Here is a 2,592-nt window from a genome sequence, read left to right on the forward strand (position 1 = left end):
GTCTTGCGGTGGAGCCCGCCAGCGTAACCGGTCAGCGAGCCGTCGGCGCCCAGCACGCGGTGGCAGGGCACGATCACGCTGATCGGGTTGCGCCCCACGGCCGCGCCCACCGCGCGCACCGCGGCCGGGTTGCCCACGTTCGCGCTCAGCGCGCCGTAGGTCATGGTCTTGCCCGCCGGAATGGCGAGCAGCGCCTGCCACACGCTCTGCTGGAACGCGGTGCCGTGCGACAGGTCGAGCTTCACGTCGAAGCTGTCGCGCCTGCCCGCGAAGTAGTCGCGCAGCTGGGCGCCGGCCTCGACCAGCGCGGGATGGTCGTCCTGGGTCTGCCAGCCCGTGGTGTCGGGCCAGTGGCGCTGCTGGTCGAACCAGACGCCTGCCAGGCCTTCGTCGGTGGCCGCCATCGTGATGCCGCCGAGCGGCGTGTCGATGTGCGAGGTGTAGATGACTTTGCTCTTGAACTTCATGGCATTTCAGGCGGAGGCGCCTGCCGTAGTGAGGTTGTTGAAAGGCTCTGCCGCCGCCGACGGGGCTGCAGTGGCGGCAGCGGGAGAGGAGGGCGCCGGCGCATGCCAGGCGCGCAGCACCGCATAGCTGCGCCAGGGCCGCCAGGCCTGCGACGCCTGGCTGGCCGCGCGCTCGGTGCTCACGCCCAGTGCCTTCTGCAGCGCCACGTCGCCCGCGGGAAAGGCGTCGGGCCAGCGCAGCGCGCGCATCGCGATGTACTGCGCGGTCCAGGCGCCGATGCCGGGCAGCGCCTGCAGCGCGGCAATGGTCGAAGGCACGTCGGCGCCCGCATGCAGCGCGAGCCTGCCGCCCGCGACCTCGCGCGCGATGGCCTGCAGCGCGGCCTGGCGCTGGCGCACGATACCGAGCTTGCCGAGTGCATCGCCGCTCGCGGCCGCCAGTGCCGCGGGCGTCGGAAACAGGCGATTCAGGCCTTCGATCGGCGTGGCGATGGCTTCGCCGAAAGCCTCCACCAGCCGCGAGCCCAGCGTGCGTGCCGCGGCCACGGTGACCTGCTGGCCCAGCACCGCGCGTACCGCGAGCTCGAAGCCATCGACCGTGCCGGGCACGCGCAAGCCGTCGCCATGCGGAAAGGCCTCGTGCAGCGCGGCGTTGATGGCCATCGGCTCGGCATCGAGGTCGAGCATGGCGCGTGCGCGGCTGATCACGATCGGCAGCACCGCGGCGAGCGCGTCGCTGACCGACAGCAGCATCTGCTCGCGCTCCATGTCGAAGCGCAGCTGCAGCCAGCCGGCGTGTGCCTGTCCGCCCTGCTGCACGCGCAGCGTGCGGGCCAGCCGAACGAAGGTGGGCGTGCTGCCCTTGGCCGGCTCCCTGCCGTCGGCCGTGCTGGCCAGCTCGACCCCGCGCAGCGCGCGCCGGGCAAAGAAGCCGAGCATCGCGCCCACGTCGTAGGGCGGCCGAAAGCCCAGCCGCACCTCGATGGCCTTGCCCTCGCCGCCCTCGCCGCCGCCGGCACGCCGCAGCGCGCTCGGGTTGAGGCCGTAGTGCTCCAGGAACGCGGCGTTGAAGCGGCGCACGCTCGCAAAGCCGCTGGCCAGCGCCACCTGCGTCATCGGCAGGCGCGTGTCGGCGATCAGCTGCTTGGCGGCCAGCAGGCGGCGCGTCTGCAGGTATTGCAGCGGCGAGACGCCGAACTGCGCCTCGAAGATGCGCCGCAGGTGGCGGTCGCTCACGCCGAGCCGTGCGGCGATCTGTGCGGCGCCCGGGCCGTCCTCGGACCACGCATCGGGCTCGTCGATGAGCCGCGCGGCCTGCAGCGCGAGGATGCGCGAGGCATCTTCGGTCGACCAGCTCGCCGCCCGCGGCGCGAGCTCGGGCCGGCAGCGCAGGCAGGGGCGGAAGCCCTCGGCCTCGGCCTGCGCCGCGTGGCGGAAGAAGCGGCAGTTCTCGCGCCGCGGCAGCTTCACGCGGCAGACCGGCCGGCAGTAGATGCCGGTGGAGGTCACCGCGGTGAAGAAGGAGCCGTCGAAGCGCGCATCGTGCGTCTTCATCGCCAGGTAGCAGGCGTCGCTCTCGAGTGCGTCGGTGGATGCATGTGAGGTAGGCATGGGCAAATGATACGGTTTCGACTCGTTTCAACTGGCCGTTTTCGGACATGTGGGCCCCCAGGCGCTTGCCTACAATGGCCCGTTCTCCAGAACCTACAGGGAATGCCTCTTCATGCAACTCAGTGCGTCGATTTTCAAGGCCTACGACATCCGAGGCGTGGTGCCCGTCACGCTCGATGCCGAGGTCGCGGAAGCGCTCGGCCGGGCCTTCGGCAGCGCCGCCCGCGCCGCCGGTGAAAAGACCGTGGCCGTGGGCCGCGACGGCCGCCTCTCGGGGCCCGCGCTCGCCAAGGCACTGATCAGCGGCCTGGTGGCCACCGGCATCGAGGTGATCGACGTGGGCGCGGTGACCACGCCGATGCTCTACTTTGCGGCCCACACGCTGTGCACGAGCGGCATCCAGGTCACGGGCAGCCACAACCCCAAGGACTACAACGGCTTCAAGATGGTGCTGGCCGGACGCGCCATCTACGGCGACGAGATCCAGGGCCTGCGCAAGGTGATGGAAGAAGGC

Annotated in this window: 2 protein-coding genes and 1 pseudogene; 1 reads left to right on the forward strand and 2 read right to left on the reverse strand. The window is 71.3% G+C overall.

Features of this window, described 5'->3' with window-relative positions:
- Both AC1DOC_RS28750 and AC1DOC_RS28755 read right to left on the reverse strand, forming a co-directional pair.
- Positions 1 to 467: methylated-DNA--[protein]-cysteine S-methyltransferase (locus AC1DOC_RS28750; RefSeq protein ID WP_478131026.1), on the reverse strand; the 467-nt coding region annotated here is incomplete at its 3' end.
- A gap of 6 nt (positions 468 to 473) precedes the next feature.
- Entirely contained in the window at positions 474 to 2,078 is a 1,605-nt protein-coding gene (locus AC1DOC_RS28755; RefSeq protein ID WP_478080122.1) for a DNA-3-methyladenine glycosylase 2 family protein, read from the reverse strand.
- Between the two features lie 112 nt (positions 2,079 to 2,190).
- On the opposite strand from AC1DOC_RS28755, the pseudogene AC1DOC_RS28760 reads away from it, so the two are divergent.
- Positions 2,191 to 2,592: pseudogene (locus tag AC1DOC_RS28760) on the forward strand (phosphomannomutase/phosphoglucomutase); the annotation flags it as partial.

This window comes from Variovorax sp. 01T439_2 (assembly GCF_056398445.1).

Excerpts from the sequence above, each read along its gene's own strand:
- AC1DOC_RS28755 (WP_478080122.1), bottom strand. The coding sequence starts at position 2,078 with ATGCCTACCTCACATGCATCCACCGACGCACTCGAGAGCGACGCCTGC.